Annotated in this window: 26 protein-coding genes; 22 read left to right on the top strand and 4 right to left on the bottom strand. The window is 53.6% G+C overall.

Going from position 1 to position 24157, the window contains the following annotated elements; translation table 11 throughout:
- The first annotated feature begins 6 nt into the window (after window positions 1-6).
- The 16 genes from KY379_RS09790 (at window position 7) to KY379_RS09715 (ending at window position 14155) form a co-directional block, all read left to right on the top strand.
- Entirely contained in the window at window positions 7-402 is a 396-nt protein-coding gene (locus tag KY379_RS09790; protein ID WP_224372740.1) for a TraV family lipoprotein, read from the top strand.
- Window positions 390-872 (top strand): hypothetical protein, encoded by a 483-nt coding sequence (locus KY379_RS09785; protein ID WP_084850878.1) that lies wholly within the window; start codon window positions 390-392, stop codon window positions 870-872. The genes KY379_RS09790 and KY379_RS09785 overlap by 13 nt, the downstream gene beginning before the upstream one ends.
- Complete coding sequence (locus tag KY379_RS09780) at window positions 865-3744, top strand: VirB4 family type IV secretion system protein (RefSeq protein ID WP_084850879.1); 2880 nt, start codon at window positions 865-867, stop codon at window positions 3742-3744. The genes KY379_RS09785 and KY379_RS09780 overlap by 8 nt, the downstream gene beginning before the upstream one ends.
- The gene (locus KY379_RS09775) at window positions 3728-4102 is read left to right on the top strand and encodes a hypothetical protein (RefSeq protein WP_084850893.1); all 375 of its coding nucleotides are present in this window, start codon (window positions 3728-3730) and stop codon (window positions 4100-4102) included. Before KY379_RS09780 ends, KY379_RS09775 begins: the two co-directional genes overlap by 17 nt.
- A gap of 3 nt (window positions 4103-4105) precedes the next feature.
- Window positions 4106-5419, top strand: coding sequence for a hypothetical protein (locus tag KY379_RS09770; RefSeq protein WP_256819905.1), 1314 nt, complete (start codon window positions 4106-4108; stop codon window positions 5417-5419).
- On the top strand, window positions 5400-6059 hold the full coding sequence (locus KY379_RS09765; protein WP_084850897.1) for a hypothetical protein: 660 nt from the start codon (window positions 5400-5402) through the stop codon (window positions 6057-6059). The genes KY379_RS09770 and KY379_RS09765 overlap by 20 nt, the downstream gene beginning before the upstream one ends.
- The gene (locus KY379_RS09760) at window positions 6056-6739 is read left to right on the top strand and encodes a transglycosylase SLT domain-containing protein (protein WP_230396069.1); all 684 of its coding nucleotides are present in this window, start codon (window positions 6056-6058) and stop codon (window positions 6737-6739) included. The genes KY379_RS09765 and KY379_RS09760 overlap by 4 nt, the downstream gene beginning before the upstream one ends.
- Complete coding sequence (locus KY379_RS09755; RefSeq protein ID WP_084850899.1) at window positions 6708-7505, top strand: hypothetical protein; 798 nt, start codon at window positions 6708-6710, stop codon at window positions 7503-7505. Before KY379_RS09760 ends, KY379_RS09755 begins: the two co-directional genes overlap by 32 nt.
- 7 nt (window positions 7506-7512) lie before the next feature.
- Window positions 7513-8394: a conjugal transfer protein TraF gene (locus KY379_RS09750; RefSeq protein WP_084850901.1), complete on the top strand. Its 882-nt coding sequence runs from the start codon at window positions 7513-7515 to the stop codon at window positions 8392-8394.
- A 1-nt stretch (window position 8395) separates the two neighbouring features.
- Window positions 8396-9769, top strand: coding sequence for a hypothetical protein (locus KY379_RS09745; RefSeq protein ID WP_256819907.1), 1374 nt, complete (start codon window positions 8396-8398; stop codon window positions 9767-9769).
- A complete protein-coding gene (locus KY379_RS09740; protein WP_261239705.1) occupies window positions 9769-10581 on the top strand; it encodes a hypothetical protein in 813 nt (270 codons plus the stop codon). The genes KY379_RS09745 and KY379_RS09740 overlap by 1 nt, the downstream gene beginning before the upstream one ends.
- Window positions 10581-11735, top strand: a complete 1155-nt coding sequence (locus tag KY379_RS09735) for a hypothetical protein (protein ID WP_261239706.1) — start codon at window positions 10581-10583, stop codon at window positions 11733-11735. Before KY379_RS09740 ends, KY379_RS09735 begins: the two co-directional genes overlap by 1 nt.
- 189 nt (window positions 11736-11924) lie before the next feature.
- Window positions 11925-12869, top strand: coding sequence for a hypothetical protein (locus tag KY379_RS09730; RefSeq protein WP_139813908.1), 945 nt, complete (start codon window positions 11925-11927; stop codon window positions 12867-12869).
- Window positions 12866-13414, top strand: coding sequence for a hypothetical protein (locus tag KY379_RS09725; RefSeq protein WP_084850914.1), 549 nt, complete (start codon window positions 12866-12868; stop codon window positions 13412-13414). The genes KY379_RS09730 and KY379_RS09725 overlap by 4 nt, the downstream gene beginning before the upstream one ends.
- A 70-nt stretch (window positions 13415-13484) precedes the next feature.
- Complete coding sequence (locus KY379_RS09720; RefSeq protein WP_084850915.1) at window positions 13485-13901, top strand: hypothetical protein; 417 nt, start codon at window positions 13485-13487, stop codon at window positions 13899-13901.
- Window positions 13898-14155 (top strand): hypothetical protein, encoded by a 258-nt coding sequence (locus KY379_RS09715; RefSeq protein WP_084850917.1) that lies wholly within the window; start codon window positions 13898-13900, stop codon window positions 14153-14155. Before KY379_RS09720 ends, KY379_RS09715 begins: the two co-directional genes overlap by 4 nt.
- Here KY379_RS09715 and KY379_RS09710 read toward each other — a convergent pair.
- The 3 genes from KY379_RS09710 to KY379_RS09700 are packed head-to-tail and all read right to left on the bottom strand — an operon-like array spanning window position 14152 to window position 16507.
- A complete protein-coding gene (locus KY379_RS09710; RefSeq protein WP_084850918.1) occupies window positions 14152-14748 on the bottom strand; it encodes a hypothetical protein in 597 nt (198 codons plus the stop codon). The genes KY379_RS09715 and KY379_RS09710 overlap by 4 nt on opposite strands.
- Window positions 14741-15811 carry a ParM/StbA family protein gene (locus KY379_RS09705; RefSeq protein ID WP_084850920.1) on the bottom strand — a complete coding sequence of 357 codons (1071 nt, stop codon included), beginning with the start codon at window positions 15809-15811 and terminating at the stop codon, window positions 14741-14743. Before KY379_RS09705 ends, KY379_RS09710 begins: the two co-directional genes overlap by 8 nt.
- 15 nt (window positions 15812-15826) lie before the next feature.
- Window positions 15827-16507 carry a hypothetical protein gene (locus KY379_RS09700; RefSeq protein ID WP_139813907.1) on the bottom strand — a complete coding sequence of 227 codons (681 nt, stop codon included), beginning with the start codon at window positions 16505-16507 and terminating at the stop codon, window positions 15827-15829.
- Window positions 16508-17340: 833 nt separating this feature from the next.
- Between KY379_RS09700 and KY379_RS09695 the strand changes: the two genes are divergently transcribed.
- Window positions 17341-17823, top strand: coding sequence for a hypothetical protein (locus tag KY379_RS09695; RefSeq protein WP_139813906.1), 483 nt, complete (start codon window positions 17341-17343; stop codon window positions 17821-17823).
- A gap of 1194 nt (window positions 17824-19017) precedes the next feature.
- Here KY379_RS09695 and KY379_RS09690 read toward each other — a convergent pair.
- On the bottom strand, window positions 19018-19350 hold the full coding sequence (locus tag KY379_RS09690) for a hypothetical protein (protein ID WP_084850923.1): 333 nt from the start codon (window positions 19348-19350) through the stop codon (window positions 19018-19020).
- A 465-nt stretch (window positions 19351-19815) separates the two neighbouring features.
- Between KY379_RS09690 and KY379_RS09685 the strand changes: the two genes are divergently transcribed.
- Genes KY379_RS09685 through KY379_RS09665 form a run of 5 tightly spaced genes read left to right on the top strand, consistent with a single transcriptional unit; the run spans window position 19816 to window position 24148 of the window.
- Window positions 19816-20547 (top strand): hypothetical protein, encoded by a 732-nt coding sequence (locus tag KY379_RS09685; protein ID WP_084850924.1) that lies wholly within the window; start codon window positions 19816-19818, stop codon window positions 20545-20547.
- Window positions 20544-21929, top strand: coding sequence for a hypothetical protein (locus KY379_RS09680; protein WP_084850926.1), 1386 nt, complete (start codon window positions 20544-20546; stop codon window positions 21927-21929). The genes KY379_RS09685 and KY379_RS09680 overlap by 4 nt, the downstream gene beginning before the upstream one ends.
- Window positions 21922-22233 carry a hypothetical protein gene (locus tag KY379_RS09675; RefSeq protein WP_084850927.1) on the top strand — a complete coding sequence of 104 codons (312 nt, stop codon included), beginning with the start codon at window positions 21922-21924 and terminating at the stop codon, window positions 22231-22233. The genes KY379_RS09680 and KY379_RS09675 overlap by 8 nt, the downstream gene beginning before the upstream one ends.
- Before the next feature lie 10 nt (window positions 22234-22243).
- The gene (locus tag KY379_RS09670; protein WP_084850929.1) at window positions 22244-22903 is read left to right on the top strand and encodes a hypothetical protein; all 660 of its coding nucleotides are present in this window, start codon (window positions 22244-22246) and stop codon (window positions 22901-22903) included.
- Window positions 22904-22915: 12 nt separating this feature from the next.
- Complete coding sequence (locus KY379_RS09665; protein WP_084850930.1) at window positions 22916-24148, top strand: hypothetical protein; 1233 nt, start codon at window positions 22916-22918, stop codon at window positions 24146-24148.
- Window positions 24149-24157: the final 9 nt, after the last annotated feature.

The raw sequence follows: 24157 nt of genomic DNA, 5'->3' as shown, positions 1-24157 counted from the left end.
CCAGTCATGAAGAACACTATCAGTACCGCGCTACGGAATGAAGACGACGCTGCACCAGTCCCTCGTGAGCCGATGACCATGAAGAAATTCCTTGTCCTTTTCGTAGTAGCAATGGCTCTGACCGGTTGCGCCTCAGATGAAGAGCCGTTTCGTAAAGGCGCGACAATGGATCAGATCTACGAAACAGTGAACTCGTCTGGTGGGCAGGACACTGTGCGCTTGCTGCGTGAAGGGCTCCGCGCTCGGCCTGAACTTGGTGCAAGTGATCCTTACTACCCGATCAGGAACCCTGATGTTGTAGCTCCAGTCTGGGTGGTGCCATACGCAGACAAGAACACGGGCGTTAAGCATGGAGGTCGCTGGGACTACGTGATCATGGAGGAAGCAGATTGGGCAAATTAATCTTCTGCATTCCTATGATCCTGGCGCTCACCGCTGCAGCTCATGCTGAGGGCATCACCCAGGAGCACAAAGATGCGATTCGTGAACACTATGAAAAGCTGATCCTCGGTAGCGGTCAGGACCTGACTGTGCGCCAGCCGGATGTTGCACTGTATCGTCGTATTTTCACAAAACCCAATGTCGTCGACACGCGCCCTCTCCCTCCTCCGGACCAAATTCCGTGGCCGCAGATTTTCAAAACACAGAACCTGACGTTGGGTGAAATTCTGAACCTGGCATCCGCGGCGAGCGGGTACGAAACAGCATTCGATCCAGAGATCGATCAGAGCCAAGTAGTTCTTTTGAACACCGCACCTAACTCCCTTCGGGATATCGCCGAGTATCTAACTCGCGTGAGCTCTGCGCAGATCATTGTTTATCCAGAAGCACGCCTGATTACTGCAACCCAAAAGGTACCGACCAATGGCTGAGAAGCTAGATTTGCACCTCTACGACTCAGAATTGGCCGGTCTAGCTCGGCGCAACTATCAGGGTGGAATGCCGATTCAACTCCTGTCTGATGCGTTCCTGTACGAGGCTAATGGACGTTATTTCCATACCCAGGACGGGCGCTTCGCCAAGATTTGGAAAATGTCGGGTGTCGATGCTTCGATGCTGAACAACGATGGACTGTTCGACGTAACTGGTTGTTTCGCTGACATCCTAAATAAGTACCCTGCTGGTAGCTCTGGCCAACATATTCGCCACACCCATCGCGACATTCGAACAATCCTGGGCGTTTACCAAGATCAGGTTGACCCCGAGGCAGGCGAATTCGCTGCTGAAATTGCTCAGTCCATTATTGGCCGGCAACTGAAAGCTGCCATCTCTAGCAATGGTTTCTTTGGTGATGCCACAGAAGCAACCATCAACCAGATGAAAGCTGATGCTCTAGCAGAGATTGGCGATGAGACAGACGACGATGTCCGCGAAACAGCTTCTGAAGCTATTAAACGGGAGGTTCGTGAAGGGCGGTTTCCCTTCGTAAGCGACTTCTACTTGGTCTTCATGTGGCAACCGGAGTACATATTCGGCAAATTCTTTGACAGCGCAGTCAAAGCCGGATTGGCTGCAGTAGGGCTCGCTGACGCGAACAAGATGACCGAACGCGCTTATAACAAGCACGCGAAGATATTCGGCCAATACAGCACTGAGATTGAGCAAGCTCTGGCTACCTACAACTTCAACCCAGAAGTACTCACTGGCCAGGGTTACATCAACCTTCACTACGGACTCATGAATCCGGTCCGTAGCTTTGAGATCGAGCCACCAAAATATCGTGCCGACATCCCGATTCTAGAAGCGCTCGCTAATCCGAACATTGTCACGACACGGGACAATTTGTCGGCTACTGCCACATTCGCGCATGTAGAGACGGAGCCAACGGGCTGGACTATCCACGACCGAAATGTTCCCTACTACATCCGTCCCGTTTCTGTCATGGGCAAGCCAATTCGTAGTACCCCTGGGATGCTCCAGACTGCTATGGCAGGCATCGAATCAGAAAGCCTAATCACCATGAACTGGACCATTCCGCGGCCAGTTCTCGTAGCAAGCCGTTTGGCGATCCGCGGCCGCATGATCGCCGCAAAGGAAACGATGAAGATTGGTGATCGAGAGACCCGCGATCGCCAGCGAGGCGACTTGGACGCAGTTCGGAACAAAGTCTCTTCGGAGAACCCGAGCAACCGTGAACAGTTTTTTGACCTGTCGGTACACGTGAACCTGATGGGGTTCAACAAGGAAATCATCGACGACCAGGCTATGGCGCTTGAGCGTCGCCTGTGGCGAATCGGCCACAAAGAGGTCCTCCGCGGTGATGCTGTTGTACGCAACAGCATGCCGTTCAACTTCCGGCAGACGAGCATGAAAATGCTCAAGCGCAGCATCCCACACCTGACTGAAAGCGTGTCGCATATGGCACCGCTGTTCGTCGAGTACCAAGGTGTTGCGGATCCGGCCATCCTAATGAACAACCGTGCTGGGCAGCCAATCTTCCTGGATCTCTGGGGCCACAACGTAAACACTGCCCACTCGCTCATCTGCGGTACCACCGGTTCAGGTAAGTCGTTCACCTTCAACAACCTGCTTATGGCCCTTCGTGTGAAATATCGGCCGAAGGTTTGGATTATCGACAAAGGCGATTCGTACGAAAGCCTGTGTCTGGTTTTGAATGGTAACTACGTTCGACTTACTACCGAGTCTTTTGTCGAGCCGGTTTCGAATCGAACCATTGACCCGATCTGTATCAACCCGTTCGCGCTCAAGCGTGATGAGAACGGTAGGAATGAGCTGCCTGAGCTAGATGAAAAGTTTTTCGTCGCTCGCATGCTGATCATGATGATGGAGGCCGGCGACGGTTCGGGTTCGACGAGGTCGAATCTGACCAAGGTCACTACCTCCTTACTCTATAAAGCACTCGATGATTTCTTCCAGGACTGGGTGGAAACCAGGCCATTCGATGAGCCACGCTTCAGAGACTTTATCCCCTTCCTCATCGAAACCGATTTCGAGGAGCAGAAAGGTAAGGTACTCGCTCAAAACCTGACCCTGTACTACGGTAACGGGCCTTTTGCAGCAATCTTCGATGGATATCTGCAGGTAGATTGGGAAAATGACTTCACCGTGCTCGAAACACAGCGAATGTCTAAGTCTCCGGCACTGGGCGTTGTAACACTTGCCCTATTCCGTCAGATCGATTTGTACTGCAAATTCAAGCTCCAGCGTAGTCGCAAAAAAGTCGTCGCAGTCGACGAGGCATGGGCGACCCTTTCCGATCCTAACGCAGCAAAAGCTCTATCTAGCTTTTACCGAGAACTGCGCCGCTACGGTGCGGGCTGCCTGTTGATCAGCCAAACCGTGAAAGACTTCGTCAACCTCATTAAGGCAGAGACAAGCGGTGGCGGCGACTCACAGGATGGCATTCTTGAAAATACAAGCCATTACTTCTTCCTTGCATGTTCGGAGTCAGACTACCGAGTAGCCAAAGAGGAGCTGGCATTTACAGATGAAGAAATCGATCTCTGGCGCTCGCTAGCATCGCTGCCTCCAATGTATTCAGAAGTATTTTACAGGATGCGTACAAGCCAGAGCCTTTACTACTCGGGTGTGTTCAGATTGTTCTCAGCACCCATGACCTTGTGGATCGCTAGCTCGCATCCGGACGACTACAACATGCGAGAGATCAAGGCGAAAGAGCTGGTTGAAAAGTTAGGAATAGATGGGTCCGACGCGCGCCAAAAGGCAATCATCGAACTTTCGAAAACTCACCCTTACGGAGCCCGTTATGGCCAAGTTGTTTAAGGCTTCAGCATTGCTGTGCATCGCCCTTATGGCTGGATGTTCAGCAAAATATGAACCACGAGAGACAATCGTGGATACCGAGCAAAAGCCGGTAAAAGAAATGTACGCACCTAAGACAGAGCTTGAGCGTCGCGCATATTCCGAAGGTGTCAGCCAAGTGTTAACTGACATGAAGGGCAAAATGCGAGCCCGTGATCGATTTACTTGGGACGCGCCTCAAATTCAATGTGGCGTCAAAATCCCAGGGCGAGTTGTTAACGGGATGCTGATTCCAGAACATGAAGAATGCGTCCAAATCGCCCCGGGCCGCTGGTCCGAAGAGGCACCAACCTTCCTTCCAGTACTCGGCGGAAACTAAAACATGAGTGACCAGAAAAAACAAAGCGGGCTGAGTGACCTGATCAACACTATCACTGCCGGCGCTGCAAGCCTAACTGCGGGCCGTAAGAAGAAAGGTGCCGAGCAAGGGCCGGAGTCAGCACCACCGCTTACTGAACCCCAGGATCGTGTGAGCCATCAGCGGCCGACCATCGACGACCTCGAAGATCCTCTTCAACTCGATGAGCAAGACCAGCAAGCACCAGCTAGCCCCGCCAAGAAGCAGATGAGCACGCGAAAAAAAGTCCTTCTGGTGGGCGCACTTGTATGCGCGGCAGTGCTTGCAAAGAACGGCGTTTTCGCACCCTCCCCCGAACTGATGAATCCTCCGGGGGACAATAAGTCAGCGGCCAACTCTCAGCCGGAAGACGGCCAACCCTCTTTGCCGAACTCAGCCGAGAATGGGTTGGCTACTGGGCTCAACTCCCTGCAGGGAGGATCTGCTCATGCAGACCCTGACGTTGGCCAGACCCTGGATGAGCTGGCGCTTGATGGCCCGCTTCAGAAACCAATCATGAGCGAAGATCAGAACGCGCGGCCTAGCGATATGCCTCCTCCGCCAGGCGACGGTTTCGGCTTCCCTACACCTCCATCCGAGGTAAGCCCTCCACCACTTGAGATCGGCAAGGCTGAACCCAAGGAGCCAAATCGTGGTGGACTGACTAGCCCATTCGACGGAGTTCCGCAATCCGAAACACCTACTGCACCTGCAGCCGTTGAGCAAAACAGCCTCTTCGGGACCTTGACGCCCCAACCGGCACAAGAACCTGTTGCAGAGGGTAAGGCGACCGAAAAACGTGACCCTGTTTTGGGTAGCACTTCTATTAAAAACCCGGATAGTGGTCAGCAACCGAGTCTGCAGAGCAACACAGACGAACTGAAGAAAATGGAAGAGCAGCTCGCCAAGAAGGATGGAGAAATCAAACTCCTCAAGGCACAGCTCGCAACGAAGCAGCCTGCGCAGCCAGTACGTGCCAAGCCAGCTGCATTGCATTCCCACAAACAGTCAACTGTCGTTGCCCAGCGCCCCCAGCCACGGTCCACAAAACCTGTAGCGAAGGTCGCTCCGAGACCGAAACTCTGTGTGAAAGCTGTAGCCCCGCCTGCACGTAACTGCCCTACGTGCGTGGCACATGCATTCGTAGTCGATACCGGCGCGGAGAGCATGGTTGGCCAAGGTGATTTCCTGGCCGGCTACCGCGTATCGATCACAGGCGATCGCCTCGACCTACAGAACTCGGATGGCCATGTAGTACACAAGTTCTGGAGTCAACCAAATGGGTGTCCGTCGATTTAACATTCACGAGCAGATCAGCAAAGCGGATGAGGAATATCTGTCCCGTCTAGCAGCTGAAGTTTCAGGATGTCATTTTCGAGCACCAAATCTAATTGCCGTGCGCTGGGGCATCCCCAGCGCCAGTGAGGCTGACGAGCCGAAACTCCAACCAGGTCAACTCACCAAGGCACAACTCGAGGACCTCGAATTGGCGGTAACTCTGTTTGTAAAACAGAATTACCAAGAGGCGCGCGCTGCGCTCGAGCCTTTCGTGGAGATGAACCATGAAGAGGCTTCTAAGTTGTACATTAAGGTCCTTCAAAAGCTCCGTGTTCCAGATTGGGACAAAATCGCCAGACGGATCAACAGGGTAAGCACCGATACTCTTTTTGTTCCTGCGGGTAGTACCGAGGTGATCGATGGGCAAAAGATCTTTCTGATCCATCAAGGTCTTAGTAAATCCCTTGGTCACGATGCGCCCAGGTGTGTAATCAAGTACGTGATACATCACGAAATGCTACATGAACACTTGGGCACCTGCGCAGAAAACCCGCACCCTCCCCTATTCAGGCGCCTGGACAGGAGCTTCCCTGAGCGAGCCCGTTCGGTCCAATGGCTTCAAAAGTATAGTTTCTCGACCATCGATGGTGGCCGCCCGTGAAACGATGGTCCCCGGTTCTGTTCATGGCGGTAATCACTAGCGCCTTTGGATCTCCGTACGATCCATTGATTGATGCGACTGCACAGCGTCATGGTGTAGACCCGATTTTGCTACGTGCCATTGCGGCACACGAGTCAAGGAAAAACCCCTGGACGTTCAACGCTGATGGGGAACCTTTCCAGTTCAAAGATAAAGCAACAGCCGTACAGGTCCTTTGGTCCCTAACCAAAGCTCCCTGGATGGTGAAGTCTATGCCAATCGCTGGTAAGCGTTCGCGGAGATTCTTCTCGACTCAGATTGATGCATTAACTTACGCAAGGAGCGTGCGGAGCTCCGGATTCACGCTCAGAACAGATGATAGTCGAGAGGTTAAGAAGGGTCAGGTCAGAGTACGACAACTTCGACTTATCAATACTGATATTGGCATTGCCCAAGTCAACTACAGGTGGAACGGACAAGGCATCGCGACTGTTCAAACATGGTTCGACCCTGCATACAACCTCAATTTTGCAGCAGCCAGGATAGCCAAGCTCACACAGAAGCATGGCAATGAAATCCTCGCGGCAGGGTATTACCACTCAGGCACCCCCGCCATTCGCAAGAAATATCTTGGCTACCTGATCCCAAAATACAAAGAGGAGAAACGTCTTGCGACTGCATCTATGGCTGCTTCTCGCTAGCATCATATCTACCCAGGTTTGTGCTGACCCGATTGGTCCAAACGATGACCAGCGTGTCGGCGAAGGAATTATGGCTGCCTTAAAGGGCGAGAAGCAGAAAGCGTGGGATATCCTTTTTCCAGAAGCCAAAAGCGGAAACATCATTGCGATGTTTCATCTTGGGAATTTAATGCTGCGCTCCCCTGAGTACCCTGACAACTTAGCCCGAGCCGCTAAGTTTTTCAAAGCTGCAGCAGACCGAGGGCACAAAGGAAGTGCAGCAATGCTCGCCCAAGTAGAAGGGATGATAGCGAGGAAGAATGGAACGCCTACTATAGCGGGCACAAGCGGCGTGCCGCTACCCAAGGACATAGAGGGTGCTAAGCAAGCTTACGCACGGATGCAAGCTACCGTAGGGCGCTTTGTGGGAGAGCTCGAGACAGTTGCGCCCATCGCTACTGTGAAAATGTTTATCGCTGATAACGCTAGTAACGCAGGCGATCTTGTTGAGATATCAAAAGATGCAAAGGCGCGCTTTGGAGACAAAGTAGCTTTCGAATACTTTGTTTTGATCGATCAAGCTAACTGGGATCCCCGGCGAGTGTTCACTCCGGCATCAGCTGGAGTTCCATTAACCGGATTTCGCCCTGACATGAATGGTGTCGAGGCCCGTAAATATGGGGTTCGTTCAACACCTGCAATCGTCCTTGTACCACAGCAGGGTAAACCAAAGCTCATAAGCAGCGCTCAGTCAGTAATTACCGAATTGTCTGCTGTTCTCAGGTAAGGAATGTATGAAAACGACAATGAAAATCGCCTTGGCATTCATGGCTGGCGGCCTAGCCTTCAATGCGCCATTCGTACTGTCAGATTCGACCAAGCCCAACGACGCATTGAGTAATGCCATCGCAATTGCCATGGCCAAGGTTGACAAGTACAACGAAGACCGGGAGAACGCAGAACTCGACAAGCTTCCTAATATTCTCGACTGCCAGAATATGGACTGGATGAAGAACTGTTCGGAGCTCAACCGTAACGCCAAGAAAAACCCTCAGGCACCCATGCGGATGATTGGTCGTAATGGTGTCGAATTCAACTTCCAACCAGGGACACCAAGCGCGGTTATCAAGTTGCAGCTAGAACAGACCCCAGAGGCTGCGGCTGAGCTTGTTAGCTACATGGACAACACCTGGGGCGAGTACCACAAGTCAGCAGAACTCTACAAAATGGCCATGTGGAAAAATGGCGACCTGAAGAACATCAAAGGCTTGGATGCCGCAACTGAGAAATCTGCGGCTAAAAAGTACATTGATACAGACAATGTGAGCATGTCGGTATTTGTAGAGTCGACCTGCCCTGTTTGTGAGAAGCAGCTGCAGATCCTGTCGAGCGTTCAGCAAAAATATCCTAAGTTAAGAATCAAGATCTTCCAGCTTGATGGGGACCGTGAAGCCTTCAGCAGACATGTTACCCAACGTGGACTCACGGGCCGTGTTCTGACCCGCGAAGAAAGCATCAATATCCAGAAGCTGGGCGTGACCTCGTGGCCAATCTCGTGGATCGACAATACCAAAGTCAACAGACGAAAGAGTTTGGTTGGCAACCGTACGCTTAAACAGCTTGAGGATCACTTCCAGGCAATGACATATATCCAGCCAGAAAAGAAGGGCGCTTGACATGACGAATTTCACTCTTAAAAACGTCCTCGCGCTCACTATTTCTGCGCTGATTTCTATGAGCGTCGTTGCCGCAGACTTAGACACTTCAGATGCGCCTTGGGAACGACGCATGGATGACGTGACAGGTCTGTTCGGCGAAACAGTTAAAGGCAGCGCGGTCATCGATGCAAACAAAGCGAGCAGCTATGCATTTGATACTTTTGCGCCCTTCCAGGACCAACGAACCGGTGTGGTCAGCGGCTACGCTGCGACTGAGGTAGGCGTTGGCTGTAACGGTTTGAATCTTGGAACTGTACTCGATGGACAAATTGGTCAGTACGCTGAGATGGTTGAGCAGTTCATCCAAAATGCACCCTCGCTGGCGATTATGTTCCTAGCCTACAGCCAGCCGACTGTTAAGTCCGTCATTGACCAGTTGAATACAGTTGGTCAATTTGGCCTCGACCTATCAAACCTGACATGCTCTGGTGTTCGCGGGCTCGCAGATAAAGCTTACGAAGAGAAGAAGCAAACGCTGGCAGAAGCTGACTGTACAGTCGATGAAGGCTTCAAAAGCAGCAAGTGCATGGCTGGCGAAGGTCTGACCGGATCCTTACTTAACCAGATGGCTGAGTTCAAACAGAAAACCTCTGATCGAGCCAACAGCCTGATGGGCAAGGTGTCAGGCGCAACGGGCGGCCTGGTTGGATTCAACTCATCCGTATCAGGCGGCACCAATCCTGGGGCAGGCACCGGCTCTGGCACTGGCACCAGCACCCCAACGGCTTCAATTTCAGGGAAGTCCTGCAGCAGTGGCGCACCGGAAGGAAGCGCCGGGTTAGTCCTCGCTGCATCTGAGTTGGGCTGCGAGGATATTAAAAAATATAGCGCTTTGCTGCCTTCTTACAGCATACAAGGTGATGCTACCTCCGTGACCCCACGCAGCATGACCGTCGAGAACCTCTCGAAGACGCTGACAACTGAGTACATGGACCTGTACCAAGCGATTTATGCTGCTGATGGGACGACATTCCAGAACACCAGTGCATACAAAGAACTAATTTCCCGAGCAGACACCGTTGTTAGCGAAAATGAGCATCAGTACATGCGCAATTTGGCTAAAGCTAGTCCTGCCACATTTATCGCTACGGAACGTCAGCTGGCGACACTCGGGATGCTAAAAGAACTGGACGACGTTATCTCCAAAATGGAGATCGGCATCACAAGCGGAATTGCAAACCAACCGGACAACACTTTGAGCGCAGACGTAATAAATCGCACAAAGTTCTCGGTTATCGGACTGCGACAGCAGTATCAGGCACTTCAGGCGCGAGTTCAGCACGACCAGGACAGATATAAGGTCTTGTCGAGCATTCAGCAGGTGACTAAGTAATGGCAGCTGACACTGAAATTTCCAATTATGGATATTTACAAATTGTCAACTCAAACTTTAGTGATTTGGTAAGCCACTACATCAATATGTGGCAGGCATACAATCAGTCGTTCACCCAGGTTGCTATGGTATTGTGCCTCTGGGGTGGACTGGCGTGGGTAAGTGTTCTTACGCTGAAAGCCCCCGTTGATCGATTGAAAACCGCCTCTAGCGCTGCAGGCGTTGTTCTGTTGGTGGGTATGCTTCTCCAACCTGGACACTATAATATAGGTCCTGCGGGTGGATCTGTCGGCCTGTCCGCCGGTGCAGGATGGTCTTTGCGAATAGTTGGTAATATTTATCAGCTATTCAAATCAGCACTTGATAGCGTAAACAAAGAAAGCGCCATGGAAGTAGCATTTGAAAATGCTTACCATGTTACTGACGAAGGGACACTAAAACGGTTCGTCGACAGCCCCGTTTACGACATGTACAAGGACTACATCGGCAAGTGCCAGCCAGCGCTCATTTCTACCGCAGGCGCTCAACCGGATACTCGCTCGCTTGGGAAATATGTTGGTTTATTTGGATCGACCGGCATAAATCCTGTAGAAGTTACACAAATGTCCGAGGACACTTACAATGAACTATTAAAGGGAAATAAAACAGACAGCCAGGCAGTCCAAGCATTCGGATCTGTTCTTCCTTGGAAGGCTTACCAAGAAGCAAAAAGCAATGCTGCAGTCGCTGAAAACGTTGACAAGGCCAGGGCGATGCTCGCTTCGATTCCCGAGGATGCTAACCATTTAAAGGCTCCAAAAAGTATTACCTAATGCCATCAGAGGAGTATTGGGTCCGTCAGAACTGGCCAGAGAAAAAAACCGAGGGCAAGTCCGAGTATGAAAAATACTCAAGCGGAAAAAACGGTGAGATGTACAGAAATCCCGAACTTGCCGAGAATTCCACTGTCACTACAGAACAGGAAGTCAGATACTACCCCAAAGACTGCCTCCAAATGTACGGAATGGTACAACAAGCCGTTTCTAACTTAACGAGTGCAATCCAATATGCGGTTCCGAACGCCAAGCAGTCTGCATACATGCGTGACGGAGTTGAAGCGCAAGATATGATGATTAAGCAAATCCAGGCACAAGCCGAAGCGAAGGAGAAGAAAGATAACCTTCCAATCCCGCTCTTTGGGGGTGAGAGCGTCGGATGGACAGCTAAAGACACAGTAAATTCTATCGTTACCAAGATACAAGACGTCGGCAAAATCTACAGGGAATGGATGCTTACCTTCAAAATACCGTCCATGATCAACGGCTGCGCAATGCTGGTAGGTATTCTCGTTGTTCTTTTTCCAGTCATCTGCGTTTTCGGTGTTTTCGTCAATCCAAGCATCCTTATCAGCTACGTGAAACTCATATGTTTTGGCTTTATGGTTCCTCTAGTTAATAACCTATGCCTAACAATGGCGGCGACGTTGCTGGCTATGAACGGAGAGCTGATGACGGGGCTGACAGCAGGGAATTTTGGCGAGAACAACACGCTATTGATCTCAGCTAGTAACGCGCAGTACATCATATTTATGGCTCTGACCGCAGTCGAAATTGTAATTGCGAAAATGCTCATTTGGGATGACGTAAAAGGACTGTCCGGGTTCAACCCAGCCGGGGCAGCTACAGGAATGGCAGCTACGGGAGCTGCGGTTATTGGTACGGCAGTTAAACTCGGCAGCACCGCAATGAGCCTCATGAGAGGTCCTGGTAAGGTTTTGGGCGCTGCTGCCAAGGCAAGGAATGCAACCCCTGGTGTTGGTGGCGGCGGAGGAGGCGGGGCGTATCAATCTAGCATCATTAATGTGCGGTTACCTGCGCCCTCTAACGCCTCATACGCGAGTACGGGAAGTAAGCTATCGAAGGGTCCTAAACCCCCTGCCCTGCCACCCCCGGGTTCCGCGCCAGGTGGACCGGGACCTAAGTCCTGAAAACGCCGCCAGCTCCCTATGCTGGCGCATTCAGCAAGTGTTCAAGCCCGCTTTTGCGGGCTTTTTTGTGGCTAGGTGTTGGTATCACTGGGTGAGCGCCGCATACTCCGACCCTTAAATTTTTGCCTTAGGGTTGGAATCCTTGGCTGGATCGTTACAACGATCCATATCCAGATGACGGAGATGACGATGAGAAAATTCATGGTTGCGGCACTGACCGCAGTAGTGTTGAGCGGATGCGGTGAGCCTGAAAGTCAGTCCGCCTCGTGGATTGGTGGCGCCCTTGCTGAAAAGGTGGACTTTCGATTCCCTGGTTCGGTCATTGCTTTGAAAAGCAAGGCTGACCCGAAAGCGCAAGCAGGCCGGGACTGGTTCTTTGAAGAAGCTAACTGGAAGCCTAAGGGATGGTCCCTTTGGATCGCTTCGAACGTATATTCCGACTACAAAGCGCCAGGCAATGACCTGGCCCTCCTTCGGAACGGTTTCGGACGAGCAGACTCAGCTGCGGAACGATTCGCCCAGGATAGCTACTTCATCAGCGGTGTCAGCAAGTGGCTCAAATCCAACCACATTGACGTTGAGGTCAACTTCCTCGGGTACGATGGCATTCCTGGCTCTCTGGCAGCCAGCAACAAGGCCTATAACAATTACTGGCTGACCTTCACCGACGAATACTGCGGAAAAGCATTCCGGATGTGCATTGATAACTATTTTGTCTCGCCCGCGGCGCGTGTTGCAGGGGGTGGACGACTCTCGTTCAAGGACTGGATCAGCCCCTATCTGCAGGTTGGAGATGATGCCTCTGGTATGGGGCAAATGCAGGTCATCAACATGATGGGCGGCCTGGCCGATGAGAACAGCAAATTCTACGACTATTGGCCGACTATGGTCTTCCTTGTGAACCCTCAGGGCAAGGTTACTCGAGCCTGGCTCCCCCAGAAAAAGGACCTTGCAACGGTTGGGCGGGTTCAGGCCGCGGTCGTTTCTGACGTAGGTGGCGAATACAAGGACGTCAAGGTTGCGAAAGACGACCATACAAGGCCATCGGCACAAGCCTACTACGGACAGTACTACATCGAGGCTGGCGTAACGAAAGTCCTCGAAACCTTTAAAGAGATCATGGATTCCAAATGATTGGTGAACTGACTTTTCAGGATGCCACCTGCTCCAAACCGGCCTACTGCATCGACCTCGTGGGCAACCTGGTACGCTGCAGCTCGGCCGGACCGGAACAAGGGCTAATACCTTTTGCGATCGAGCTGGCGTCGTCGGCTGACGAGTTGGCATGCCCTTACCCATGGACCCTTACTACGGATGCTGTACTCGAAAGGATTGCGCTTGTTTCCGAGAGCCAAGCAAGCACCAGAGATGCGTATCCACACAACAAGCTTAAAACCGCGGCATACCCTTTTGTGCCCCACATCGAGGTTACCGAGGACGAGCAACTCATCATCAGAGCGATTGAGTTGTACCCCACTTTGACCGGTGAGAACGCGACTGCGGTCAGAGAGCAGCTAGAGGTCAGCGGTGTTTTTATGATCCCGAGCGTTGACGTCTTTAGCCCCAACATCCACGAAGCGGCCGGTGATGGGCTCACCGTTCCTCCGATCAAAACTGTCACTGCAGGCTGGATGTCGAGCATGAAGGTATACCGTAAAGCGCTTGTTCGATCTGCCTAATTTGCCGCCTCTTCCGCCGTGCCACCAGCAGGCCAAAAAAATGTTTTCTCAGTTTCGGAGCAACACACCAATGCAAGCCTTCACCGTCGACGCCAGGTACCTTGATGAGGAGGATGCCTTTGACGTAAACCAAGTCCTCGAAAACTGGAGGCCATCCTCCAACGTTTTTATCAGGCGATCGGCTGCAAATGCACCGGTTGGCTTCAAAGGTTCGCTGCCTGTTGCTGACTTTACACAGTGGGTAGCTGATCACGTTCTCTCGCTGCCCAGCCACACGGGAGTCATCGTTGACCTTTCGTTGGCCCGTAGTGACGCCGGCACAACTGTTCAATTCACAGTAGCTGGACACGTGCCAGACATCGATTCTCCGATTGACGCCGACAATCCTGGATTCTTTGAGTACGCGCTTCAGTGGTTCGCAGTGCACAGGCCATCAATCAGGGCCTACGCCACTGAGGGTCTTTTTTGGGTCGAGGAGATGAAATGAGCAACCAAGCAAAATCGATCGCTCTCGCACTGAGCGACACCCTTCAGTGCATTGAAGATGGACTGCATGTCTTCGGGTTGCTTCATGGTGAGGTTCAGCCACTTCCGAGCCAAGGCGTAACCATGCCTCTGCTCACCTCTTCGGGTGAACCTGGAGAGGTGCAGCAACTGGTAGATTGTTTCGCGAACTGGGACGGAGGGGTGAAAATCGCAGCCCTTCAGAGTGAAGGGCTGCTGGACGTGTGGGTCGTTTAGGTGAATTCCATTGGTGGCAGATTAGCAAGCGGGTCGTCCATCTCCTCAGCCACATCTGGTGGACTCAACGGCTCGGGCCTTGATTCTGCCGGTGGTGTAGCGCTGGCCTGCGCGATGGCTTCCCGGGATTCAACATCTTGCCCCCCCTGCGCCTCGGTCGAACCCTTGCTGTCGACCTGAACAGATGTGATTTCAGATACGACCCCTTCCTGAGGCTTAGCCACCCCTCCTGACAAAGCTGCATTGAGAGCCTGGCTTACCTTTTCAGGATCAACCTGCCTCATCTCCTGATGGCGGTTCAGCAGGTTGATGATTGCTTGGCCTTTCACCCCTCGAGGTAACGCTTTGTATAAAGCGTACAGCTTTGGGTATTTCTCCTTCGACAAGGTGAACTTCACGTTCTGAAAATCAGCACCATCCGAGACGTGATAGTCCGCCTCCGTAATGGGCCATAGGCCCAGACAAGCCTCCGACATGGCCAGGACCACCTGGTTACCAGCCTGCCTTGGATATTTCGCCAACACATCCACAAGTGACTCGTGCATATCCGGGTAGAGCCGCTCCCTGATGACCAGGCTATCTGGCTTAGCCACGCGGTGCTACCAAGACGCGGGCATGATCCTTGAAGTGCTGGGTCACGTAGAAACGGTAGTAGCCGCGCACGATCGAGTTTTCAGGGTCTTTGGCCATGTAGATGCGTGTGCTGATGTAATTCGAGAGGAGCTTTGATCCGAGCACCGACGCACCGCCGCCGGCAGCTACCATGCCAGCAAGAAAGTCAGTCGTGCCCCACACCGCTTTGATGCAACGGACCAACACATCGTCAGCGAACTCCTGCCGCGCTGGCAGACTAATCGGTTCCATGTCGATCTTCGAGCCACGCCATTGGATGAAGCCTTTGCGAATCCAGGTATCCATCGTGTATTCGGTGGTCTGGCTGTCGAGTGCAAAGTCCTTTGGCAGTCGCGCCTTTGCAGGCAAAAGGGCGTTCAGTGTTTCTGGCTGCTTGAGCTGCGTGAACAATTTCTTGTGGATGTCAGAAACCCCACTCGATTCTCCCCATCGCAATTTGTCATCAGCACTTACCTTCCCGTCGACGAACTGACCGGCGTCGATTGTGCCCTGGCCAATGTCGATGATCCCAAGCTTCCCCTCCATGACTACTCGTGGATCAATCCGGTTGCCCTCAGGGTCAAGGAGCTCTGGGTCAAACCACGGACCGACGTACTGCGGAAGCACAACGACATTCGCTGGTTGATAGCCCTCCTCGATCGCCCACTTTTTTAGGTCGGCTGCGAATTCGCTACGGCGACTCTTGAAAAATTCTGTCGGAAGACCAGTGACGATAACCGGATGCTTCTGGCCAACCTCTTTCAAGACCTTGAGGAAAAGCACCTTGATGGTCTCTGAACTGTAATAGCTGGAGTCGGTGCTGCGAGGGGCGGCGCCATCCTCACGACAGTCATCACCGATGTAGAAGGTGCCAAATTTTGTCTTGAAGGTTTCGCGGCTGAATCCCCCCCCAAGCCCTTGGTTGGACTGGGCAGGTGCTACGAGCGAGGCAAAGGAGCCTTTGATCTCGCCGGTTCCTGCAATGTAGCTGGTTGTGCCGTTTCCAAGATCAACGGCAATCAGTTGTTCAATCGACTGGGACATAACTCATCCTTCTACTTAGAGCAACGCTCGGAGTAAGGCCCTTACGGAACCCCATTCTTCCAGAATCGCTGCCATTCTTTTTTGGTGATTGTTGATGCTGCCCGAGTGCTTACCCAGGTGGCAATGCGAGATAAGCTCATCTGTCAGCCAGGGCGAAGGCTTACGAGATGGACGGGAGGGCTGGAGTGCAGCAATCTCATCCGGGAGCGGATCTCTGCCCAACTGAATGCTCAAGCGCTCGCGCTGCTTCTGATTCTTGAGTCGCTGTTTATAGCTGCTTACATCGCGACTACTTCTCCTGCCAGTCCTTCGATCGAAGTACTCCACCACCCTGTAGCGCGGTTCGGCAGGTGATAGCAGGTCGAGTTCCGGGCACTCGCGCCGGCAGATGATCGAGCGGAATCTTACCGGTTGTCGAGCCTCATTGAACTCAAAAACGAGGTGATTTAGCTCCTCATCCATTTTCAGAAAACGCTCCACCTCCCCGGCGGCCATCGAGCTCCGTCTCTCACATGCCTCTGCAATTGCCTTTATCCAGCGCTCAAGACCAACCGCCTTTGACTTCGGCGATAGAATTCCAAGGTCATCCCCGGGAAACGCATTGACCCATCGCACAGCGCGGCGAGCAGCTTGGAGGAAGCACTCCAGGTCTTTAGAAAAAGATTTTGCTGCCTTACGACCGATCAAATCTGACAAGTGGAGAAGCCGATCCTCATGAGCACGCAGAGAGACGCGCTGAAAGTCACCTGAGATTTTGCTTCCTTTCGATAAGTACACTTCGATGCAAGATACCCGGCCCTCCTTCAAGCTGGCTCTCCAGGTCCACATCAAGGACCAACCATCCGTCGACCTTCGCTGAGCCCACCCACCCTCATAAGCCAAAACTTTCCGAGCAAGGCTTTCCAGTTCGCTGTGCACGAACGCCATTTGGTCCAACAGGCTGAGCAAGGTTGTGTCTCGCCGCTCGGTGACCTCAGCCAGTCGCTGTATAAAGGGACCAGCCAAGTCCTTATCCCGGACATTTCTACGCACTCTTGAAACCTTTAAATTCCGTCGTTCGCTGTTTTTGCACATTCTGGTGCTTTCGAACGCACCCCTAGTTCCTTCACCGCACCCACACACACCCTAAACCACACCTCAAAGCCCCTTTTGCAACCCCCCGAACACCCATCGGCACACTCATAAAGCACCTACGCAGCTCAGACCTCTGGGTCAGCGATTGCACCTTAGAGCCCCCGCTACTTCCCAATGGATGCCAATGAACCTCCCTGTATTATCCCAGCAATTCCCGAATACGCACCCCAAAAGCACCGCATGAAATTCAGTGTGCAACAATGCTCCTTTTTTGCACATTTCGGTGACAAAATAGGGCGAAATAGACTGATCTGTGGCAGCGACCAGCTCAAGACACGCCCCTGAGAAGTAGGCGAGTTTTCGCCCAAATCCCCGTCTAATGTAATTATACGGCTGAACTGCAAAACCATCTCCAGATCACCGCTTTGACTAGTCCAGCTCAAGGAAAGGCTTTTATGCCAAAACGCAATCGTGAAAATGGCCTCTCAGCCCTACCAACTGATCGCCTCAACAGCACAGAGGTCAGCTCAATCCTAGGGATCCACCGCAATACGCTTAAGCGTATGGCTTTGACCGGCTCCCTCTCTCCTGATGGAACGACCGGTGGAGGTCGTAACTACTGGTTACGGTCGAATGTGGACCTATACCGTCTTGGCGCTTTGACCTCCACGACCGTCTGGTACATCCAAAATGATTTGCTTGGAGAGCTCCAAATAAGCCACAGACAGGACGCCCGAATTCTTGGCCAGAGAGCTGCACGCATCTCCTTACCCGCCACCAACCGAACTGCTTGCCTGGCAGCCCTCCTCACCTTCATCGCCACCGAGGCACCTCACGCTTTGGCCCTGCCTGCGATAAACACCAACCACCAAACCAACCGCTTCATTGCTGATGTCTGCTGCCGAGAAGGTGTTAGCGTGATTCTTGTCCCATCATGAGGGCTCATGCATTGGCTAATGATCAGTGCCCAGCGACGCCAATGGTCGTCGCACGCATCAACGAGTAATTGCCCTCCGAAAACTGAGCGCTTCCTGAATGCGTCCTTCGCCAGACCTAGCAGAGGTAATGGTCATAAGACAGGCAGGGCCCAGCCCTCTCCAGTAAAGAGCTCCGGAACGACGCTAGAGGACAAGCCCTCACCCGAAACCAGGATGAAGACCCGCGCACTTTCAACTGGATCAACGACAAGGCGTTCCCTGGGAATGGTGGGGCAAAGATCAGTGTAGGCCCCCGCATGATTGACCCACTAACGGCGGAGGGTGGCTTCAGCAGTAAGAATGAAAAGCAGGACCGCACCTGTAAGTTGATTCAGCTGGCTCGGCTTCTCAGGCAGCCTGCACACACGGACCTGACAGTCGACCTGCATACGCCGGTCAGCTATGGACCGTTAAGGCGAAGCCTAGATAATTGCGCAACGTATTAGCGCTGCTCTCGGCTACCAAATCGTTGGTACCCGGTCGCAGTCACCGCGGCGAGCGCGCAGCCCTTCACAAAACCACTGCTGGCCCTGGACTGGCTCGGTAAGGAGGCCACGCCATGGCCGAGGTCTCCGGACCCAATCAATAGTCGCCAGTCGGCGGGACCGCCACGCCAGAGCGATCTTCCGCCTAGTCGATCTCGCACCAGTCGTAAATCACTCCAACCTGTTGCTATGCCTGCATGTGGCAAGCCGAGGCTTAACGTTCGGCTAGGGCTACATGCTCAGATCATTGCGTGGCCATGAGACGAATGACCTGGCACCTGCAATAGCAGCATTCAGCTAAGTAGCAATCGGCGCCTCAGCCGAATCACCATCTTCTCTGGCGCGACCACTTGGGAGCTCGCCGCTCATCTGTCAGTCGGAAGCGCTTCGTCGCTACTTGCCTAGGGCCAAATGATCCGGCATCGAGTACCGGTAGGCACTGCCTGATAGCCAGTGCACTATCCAACACATGCTCCATCGCAGTCTGAACGATGATCCTCGAAAGGGATGGGTTACGGATCCGGAGAGGTTAGGTAAAGGCATGAGGGGACGCGCCGTACAGGTGGCAGCGCCTTATATATGGAAGGGAAAGGTCGAGTGCCAGGCGAGGCGAGCAACCACTACTACTGGACGCGTCGGCGCTCAACCTCGCAGCAGGAATGCTGGGACATCAGTGCGGTGCGCCCGATACCGCAGAAACCATACGATCAAGAAATCCAGCCTGGGGGGCGCTTGAGTGGTACATGTTCACCAGAGCAGTTACCAACTCGCGCCCAGCGCCTGCACCCTCATTTAGGTGATCAGCCACGAGCTCAATCGCACCCTGACGATCTTCCCCTTGCCAAATCACCTGCGCTTGCACGGCGCCGTCATCCATATAGGCAAGTGAGACGAGCGAGGTCTCCCCCGCCGGCCTTACAACAGCCCAGCAGCGGATTCGATTTTGAAGGGCTACATCAACTGCGCGAGCTGACGCGATTGCCTTGTGGTACGCGAAATTCATGACTTCTCCTTTCTGAGAAGCCTCAACATAACGGCCTCGCCAAATATTTCTATGCCCGCGACGAGCGGTAGCACCGTGCCCTCACCCTTCAGGGTCCTGCCACTGGTATGCCATTACTGACGGAAAGCAAGCGTCAATTTCCTTACGCGAGAGGGGCTGCAGGGTTTTTTTTGCTGAACGGCATTGCCCACAGTTGCGTACCTGATGTCGCATTTTAGGTTCCGCTTACCGTTTTTGCGTGAAAAATCAGAGCCTTTTTAGAGTTGCCTGTCCCATCGGCGCCCAATAGAATCGCGCTCAATTACTTCGGTTCACACCTACGGGGTGGCCGGGGAGCCAATCGATTGCGCATAGCTCAATCGTATGTAGAAGGGGGTCGGCAGCTGTCGTGGCTGCCGAACAAAGCAAATACCAGGGGACTGGATTTGCGCTTAGGAGCCGATCGCTTGATCGGAGGAGGGAGGCATGCGCCTCGTTAGGAACAGTTGGCTCGCTGGGCTTTCTAGCGACCAGTTCTTGAATCTTGACCCGTGGGCATTCGTCATACATGGCGAATCTCAACAGCAATGGGTGGCCGAAATCCGCCTGAAGCTCTCCGTGCGTCTCACCGACGAGGAGCTTCTGCAGATCGTCTACCCGGGCCTCTGTGACGCCACCAAAAATGCCATCAAGAATTACGCTGACGGTGCCCCCGAGGGGCGCGGTCGGTGCTTGATTGGCTACGCGCTATCTTTCATCCGAAAATACGGATGTGCCCTGGTAATCGACGAAGTACCAGGAGCCGGCGCGTATCAATTTGGGGACCTCGACGCCCTCGACTATGCGCCCCGCGCCCATGGCTTGGAGCCGGATTACCTCAACGCCGCCTCCAACTACACCGACAGCTTGTCGGTGCTCCCGCAATTCCTCTCTGACGGCATCGTCCTGAGCGATGAAGGATTGCAGAAGCGTCACATTCATGTCGAAACCCTTCGACGCTTTCTCACCCACCGTGAACACCAGATCCTTCGCCTCGCCGTCCTTGAACAGCACTGCTCCGTAGACATGTGCTCCATGCTCGGGCTTGGTGAAAAGCAGGTCTGGAAGGTTCGCCGCCAGCTAAATCGGAAGCTGAGCGAAATTGCGATCGACCAGGGCATCAGTCCTGAAATCGTCGCAGCTTTGAGTGGTAAAGAGATGGCGGCCGCTGGCGAATGAAGCAATCGATCACTGATTTCATTAAAGATGAGGTGTATCCGGTACTGGATGCAGTCGACCGGGGATTACTGAATCACCTCCGACCCAAAAGCCAATCTGCAAACGGCTCCTACGTTCTGGACTGCCCGGCCTGTGGTAAGGACCGGGCGTTCTACTATCCCACTCGATCAGGGATTCAGTGCAACCGAAAGGATAACTGCCCTAGCCCATTCACCTCCCTATGGGATGCTCTCGCACAAAATGGGATGTCAAACGGCGAAGTGGTCAAGTCACTCTGCGAAGCCGCCGGCGTCGAGCCGCCCGACCGGGATCAGGATGCTAACTCTCAGTCGCGGACAGCTAATAACGGCCGCCCGGTCATCAAGACTGGCCAAGCGATAGTCCAGGTTACGCAGCAGCTAGCTGCACGCAATAAACACATCCTGGACGCATTTCAGAAGGCTCGCGGCTACACGGATAGCGTCATGGCGTCTCTCCGGCTCGGGGTGTTCACCACTAACGAAGAGGTGCTTTCGCTCCTACACGGCTTGGGTATCAGCAAAGAGCAGGCCCGAGAGATAAGCATCGTCAGTTATGAGGACTCTGCTCCGGATGCCATATGGTCAGGGATGGAAGGCCGTGTAATTGGCTACTGGCCCCATCCGGACGGACACGTCCGAATCTGGGGAAGGCTGCCATCGGGACCAGGCGAAGGCCGATCCAATCCGAAATACCGATTCTCACCGCACTCCTCAAAGGTGATTCCGTACCTTTTTAGGCAACGTCAGAAATCCATTCTGGTTTGCGTAGAGGGCACCCTGGATGCATGGGCTCTGCAGCTCATCAACGTTTGGGGATGCGCTATCGGCCAAGCTTCTATCAATAGCGCACAGGCCGCCTATCTGTTCAGCCAGGGCGTCACCGAGGCAGCTCACATGGTCGACGGTGATCACGCTGGCTATGAGGGGGCTCTTTCCTCTATTCGTGAGGCAGAGGCCGTTGGGATAACGCTCAGCATCATCCCGCTTGGGAAGGGCATGGACGATGCCGACAAAATGCGCACCGTTGGCCGTGAGAACGATCTGCTCAAACTCATCGAGTCACGCATGAATGCAGGCGAGTACATGGCTCGTTACTGCGCCTCTCTTCTCGACCAACCCCGCCCTGACCTGCGTCGAGTTTCGAAAATCAAGGCAATCGCCAAAAGCTTAGGGCCCACGTCACACCGCAAATGGCTCGACTGGTGTGCAAGCCTCGGCATTGCTGCTGACGAAGAAGCCGAAGCGTTTCGGATCATGTGCAACCTCGTAACAGGGGGACTCCCTGTGGAGGAGGCCTCCGGCTTGGTCCAGCGCAGGACAGGTTATCTCATCACCATCACCAAGGACGCCGCTCATGGCTGAGTCGAGCTCACAAGGCGCCCCATCGGGCCCAATCGTGAAGTCCCTCAAGATCGTGCTCTTTGTCTTTCTCGTGCTCTTCGCCGCGAAGGTGTACTTGCGAGCCCCTGAGTATCGCTACATCGAGGTCTGCTATTTCCCACACAAAGTATTCCAACTCGCTTGGATCGATGCTTGGGGCTTGTTCGTCCCGGACGACAGCGCCAGCTACCTGAGCCACGCAAATGACGTCAGCAATTTCTTCCGCACATGCACTCAACATGCTGCTGGCTGGGATTGGCTGAGAACGATTGGCACTCACCAGTAAGGAACACCCCATGGCTAACGAAACTACCGAAGTAAACAACTCGCATCAGGTTCCGGAGCGAAGCCTCCGCATCGACGGTGAGCGCACTGCTGCAATGTACGCCTTGGCTATCCGAGTCGCCCGGCTTGATGTTCATTTGCGCAGCCTTGCTGGCCTGTCCCAAGCAGAGAGCCGCAAGATGTACCGCCTGGGCTGCGAAGGTTTCCAGCAATTGATCGGGCAATTTGAAGATGGCCTGGCCCAGCTCGAGAAAGATGTCGACATCCGGTCCCGTCGTGGCGCCCCTTCCAACCAGCAACAGCGCAATCCACAGCGCCCAGCGAAGCGCCAATCGCAACAGGCTGTACAGCAGCGTAACCCTGCTCAGCCGGCAAAAGCAGCAACAGTAGAGAAACAAGCCCAGGTTCCTACCCTTGATTCTCAGGTAAAACCTGCGGTTCCTCCTGCTGCAGAGAAGACGCCTGCGGTGGAGAATCAGCAGCAAGCCAAACCGGGACAAGGTCAAAAACCTGAGCAACGGAATGGCCAGCAGCAGAAACCGGGCAACGCACAACAGCCCAAGAGCCAGCAGCAAAAACCGCAGAACAAATCCAGCGAAGGCAACAAAGGCCCTCAAGGCGGCAAGACCGCCCGGGAAAAGCAACAGGCCCCGGCCGCAGTAAACCCATAACGGAGCTGGACAATGAGCAGTTGGAATAACCTGAAAGATGCGGGCCGGATGCTTCCGGCCTGGTTCACCCCATTTCTTCTTGCGGGCGCTACCATTGGGCTATACGTGATCGCCCGCTACATCACGACTGAACAGCCCGATGAACTCGTAGGCTCTGCAACTCTCTCTGCCATTGTCCTGTCCCTGCTCATCGGTTTTGCCTTCATGGTTATCGCAATCGCGAAGGCTAAAGCCGGAAACGTGGTGGCGGCCATCGGTGAAGGCTTCCAGCGGGGGCTGACTTTCGTATGGGTGACGACTGCGGTCTGCCTGTGTGTGTATGTCTGTGCCACCCCGCTCTACCGGCTTCTGACAGATAACCCGTTTTACACGTTCACTGCCATCGGAGTGATAGGTCTGCTTGGCGTCGGCTACTGGGCTTCGGGCATGAAGCCTAAAGCTGCCGCGGAGAATCAAGACCTCGGTGCAGTACCCGGTACCGCACTCGCACTTCCAGTGAATTTCACACCCACCATCGAGCAGCGTCCCGCCTTCCAGGTGACCATGGCAGACCAAAGTCGCCTAATGATCCACCAGGCGGCTCGCATCATCGCTTACAAGGGAAGCAACTGCCTCATTACCGACTCATTCAGCGCTCACCTGGACATCAACGCCCGCACAGCGAAGATCTTCAGTGACCTTAACCTGCTGTCCACTGCAGACATGATCTACTGGCGGATGCACATGCTGCTGATCGGTAGCGCCGCAGAACAGATCATCCTTAAGACGGCCTCTGATGCCGCCATGGATGACCTCCAGAACTTCGATGACCTGGCCCTGCGCTACTTGCAATTGACTAACAAGGGCAACTTCTTCAAGCCAGTGTCTGATCAAGAGGCATTGATGAAGGCTAACCGCCTGAACATCCTGCGCAGCAACGTAGGCCAACGTTGTCACGCGGCCGTTGCTCAAAACGAGAAGCTGATAATCGAGTTGGTCAAACTCATGCGCGGCCGGCCTACCCTGCTACACATGGACCTGAAACACATCCTTGATCGCGTTCAGATGCCTGAGGACTTCCCTGCGGCGGAATTCGACTCGGACGAAGCGATGGAGCGCGTGCTCTTGCAGATCTCCTACGACGGGCCCGAAGACATCGCCGGCACCACTGAGCAAAGCGACATTTCAGATGGTGATTTCACCGTGAACCAGTCGAACGTTCACACCTTGCATTCAACCACTGGCCCGCAGGCGTTCCGCGCCTAGCCCGAGGGA

It is taken from the genome of Pseudomonas sp. HD6422, from assembly GCF_025377065.1.
Classification (GTDB): domain Bacteria; phylum Pseudomonadota; class Gammaproteobacteria; order Pseudomonadales; family Pseudomonadaceae; genus Aquipseudomonas; species Aquipseudomonas putida_U.
Note: the sequence above shows the minus strand (reverse complement) of the source record. Positions and strands in the feature narration are given on the sequence as shown.

Coding starts and splice junctions, on each gene's coding strand:
- KY379_RS09695 (WP_139813906.1), top strand. CDS start 17,341: ATGCCAAAACGCAATCGTGAAAATGGCCTCTCAGCCCTACCAACTGAT.
- KY379_RS09665 (WP_084850930.1), top strand. CDS start 22,916: ATGAGCAGTTGGAATAACCTGAAAGATGCGGGCCGGATGCTTCCGGCC.
- KY379_RS09685 (WP_084850924.1), top strand. CDS start 19,816: ATGCGCCTCGTTAGGAACAGTTGGCTCGCTGGGCTTTCTAGCGACCAG.
- KY379_RS09735 (WP_261239706.1), top strand. CDS start 10,581: ATGCCATCAGAGGAGTATTGGGTCCGTCAGAACTGGCCAGAGAAAAAA.
- KY379_RS09670 (WP_084850929.1), top strand. CDS start 22,244: ATGGCTAACGAAACTACCGAAGTAAACAACTCGCATCAGGTTCCGGAG.
- KY379_RS09705 (WP_084850920.1), bottom strand. CDS start 15,811: ATGTCCCAGTCGATTGAACAACTGATTGCCGTTGATCTTGGAAACGGC.
- KY379_RS09775 (WP_084850893.1), top strand. CDS start 3,728: ATGGCCAAGTTGTTTAAGGCTTCAGCATTGCTGTGCATCGCCCTTATG.
- KY379_RS09750 (WP_084850901.1), top strand. CDS start 7,513: ATGAAAACGACAATGAAAATCGCCTTGGCATTCATGGCTGGCGGCCTA.
- KY379_RS09730 (WP_139813908.1), top strand. CDS start 11,925: ATGAGAAAATTCATGGTTGCGGCACTGACCGCAGTAGTGTTGAGCGGA.
- KY379_RS09690 (WP_084850923.1), bottom strand. CDS start 19,350: ATGAATTTCGCGTACCACAAGGCAATCGCGTCAGCTCGCGCAGTTGAT.
- KY379_RS09770 (WP_256819905.1), top strand. CDS start 4,106: ATGAGTGACCAGAAAAAACAAAGCGGGCTGAGTGACCTGATCAACACT.
- KY379_RS09715 (WP_084850917.1), top strand. CDS start 13,898: ATGAGCAACCAAGCAAAATCGATCGCTCTCGCACTGAGCGACACCCTT.
- KY379_RS09720 (WP_084850915.1), top strand. CDS start 13,485: ATGCAAGCCTTCACCGTCGACGCCAGGTACCTTGATGAGGAGGATGCC.
- KY379_RS09745 (WP_256819907.1), top strand. CDS start 8,396: ATGACGAATTTCACTCTTAAAAACGTCCTCGCGCTCACTATTTCTGCG.
- KY379_RS09680 (WP_084850926.1), top strand. CDS start 20,544: ATGAAGCAATCGATCACTGATTTCATTAAAGATGAGGTGTATCCGGTA.
- KY379_RS09765 (WP_084850897.1), top strand. CDS start 5,400: ATGGGTGTCCGTCGATTTAACATTCACGAGCAGATCAGCAAAGCGGAT.
- KY379_RS09725 (WP_084850914.1), top strand. CDS start 12,866: ATGATTGGTGAACTGACTTTTCAGGATGCCACCTGCTCCAAACCGGCC.
- KY379_RS09675 (WP_084850927.1), top strand. CDS start 21,922: ATGGCTGAGTCGAGCTCACAAGGCGCCCCATCGGGCCCAATCGTGAAG.
- KY379_RS09790 (WP_224372740.1), top strand. CDS start 7: ATGAAGAACACTATCAGTACCGCGCTACGGAATGAAGACGACGCTGCA.
- KY379_RS09740 (WP_261239705.1), top strand. CDS start 9,769: ATGGCAGCTGACACTGAAATTTCCAATTATGGATATTTACAAATTGTC.
- KY379_RS09780 (WP_084850879.1), top strand. CDS start 865: ATGGCTGAGAAGCTAGATTTGCACCTCTACGACTCAGAATTGGCCGGT.